Origin of the sequence: Arthrobacter sp. H41 (assembly GCF_000520535.1) — a bacterium.
GTDB lineage: Bacteria > Actinomycetota > Actinomycetes > Actinomycetales > Micrococcaceae > Arthrobacter_D.
This window is the reverse complement of sequence record NZ_KI914782.1, coordinates 1-1703: the sequence shown is the minus strand read 5'-3', so window position 1 is coordinate 1703 and position 1703 is coordinate 1. Positions and strand designations below refer to the sequence as shown.

The following is a 1703-nucleotide window of genomic DNA, read 5'->3' as shown; positions in this document are numbered from 1 at the left end:
CTCGGCAAGGTAGTTGTCGGACAGGTGCAGCATCCGCTGCACCTGTTCACTGATGGTCGCGGATTCGGCGGCGGCCAGCTCGGTCGCCTCCGGTGGCGCCGCAACCCGTTCCACCGACCCGCCGACCCCGATGCCGCGCGTCGCGGCTGCCGCGGCCAGCTCCCCCGCGAAGATCTCGGCGGCGGCCAGGGCCGCATCCGCGAATCGCGGGCCGCCCGTCCGGGTTTCATCCATCCAGGCCGAATTGATGGCGAGGGAATAAACGGGTGCCGTCTCACCCGCCGCGACGTCGCCCTCCGCCCAGGTGGGATTCAGCGCGGCACCGCTGAAGAAGGTGTCGTCGAGGTACACACGGTACGGGCCGCTCCCCTCGGCGAGGGCCGCCGCGGTGTCTGCCGCAAGGGTCCGGAGCCCGGCACGGCCGACGACGTCGTCGTCGTCGTTTCGAGAGTCCCCTGCCGTCAGCAGCACGTCACCCCCGCCCCGCAGGAACACGGCGTCGCCGGACACCAGAACGGAGGTCCGGAGCCGGGCGTCGGGAGGCAGCCGGGTCATCACCGCCGCGGCAGTGAGCACCTTGATATTCGACGCCGGGGCGAGCGGTTCGGCCTCCCCGCTGCCCCAGAGAACGGCGCCGGTCCGCGCATCGAGGACGACGCCGTCGAACGCGCCGTCGCCGGGCACGTGCAGTTCGGCCTCCAGCAGGGGCGCGAGGATCCCGGGAGCGGGAGTCGGCGCATCAGCCGGGAGGGGGGTCACTGTGGTGGGTTCGGAGAGGGCCTCCGGTTGCAGCTGCAGCTTCGGAACTGCGGGCTGGGCAACCGGCGTCGGCTCGCGGAGCGCGTCCTGGAGCGCTGGAAAGTGGGTTCCCACCAGCGGCACCGCGAGCAGCGCCAGCACCACGGCCAGGACTCCGGGAAGAAGCAGGCGTGCGGGGCGCGTCATGCTGTCCTTCCAAGCGGGTGGGTCGACGATAATTCGAAAGGACGGCTCGTCTCGCACGAATACAGGGATGCGCCGCCCGACCGATATGTTGGTGCTGAGATTAAACAGTAGACCCGATCATTTCTCCGAGGAGTTGCTATGCAGTTGGACGTCACCATCGAAATCCCCAAGGGATCGCGCGTCAAGTACGAGATCGACCACGAGACGCACCGACTCCGCCTGGACCGCGTCCTCTTCACCTCGATGCAGTACCCCACGCACTACGGCTACTTCGAGAACACGCTCGGCGAGGACGGCGATCCCCTGGACGCGCTCGTGATGCTCCAGGACTTCGACCTCATTCCCGGGGTCCTCGTGGAGTCCCGCCCCATCGGCGTGTTCAACATGACCGACGACGGCGGTGGGGATGCCAAGGTGCTGTGCGTCCCTGTGGATGCACGCTTCGACCACATCAAGGAACTGTCCGACGTGTCCGATTTCCTGCTCGAGGAGATCAAGCACTTCTTCACGAAGTACAAGGACCTCGAGCCCGGCAAGTGGGTCGAGGCCGCCGAGTGGGCCGGGCGCGAAGAGGCGGAGGCCGAAGTCGAGGCATCCCGGAAGCGCTTCGCGGACCTCGGCGAACTCAGCGAAGAGGATGAGCCCCAGGGCCGCGGCGTGGATTTCGACGCCGACAACGCGACGGAGACGCCCGAGGGCCGCTAGCCCCCGCCCCACCCACCCCACCCCCCGCTGATTAAGCACCTATGGCTGCTTCG

At 68.2% G+C, this 1703-nt stretch carries 2 protein-coding genes; one reads left to right on the top strand and one right to left on the bottom strand.

The window, feature by feature from the left end; all coding sequences use genetic code 11:
* A partial coding sequence (locus Y705_RS17965; RefSeq protein WP_173401059.1) for a D-alanyl-D-alanine carboxypeptidase occupies nt 1-945 on the bottom strand: 945 nt, incomplete at its 3' end.
* Between the two features lie 138 nt (nt 946-1083).
* Here Y705_RS17965 and Y705_RS0106480 point away from each other — a divergent pair.
* Nucleotides 1084-1650, top strand: coding sequence for an inorganic diphosphatase (locus Y705_RS0106480; protein ID WP_026532262.1), 567 nt, complete (start codon nt 1084-1086; stop codon nt 1648-1650).
* Nucleotides 1651-1703: the final 53 nt, after the last annotated feature.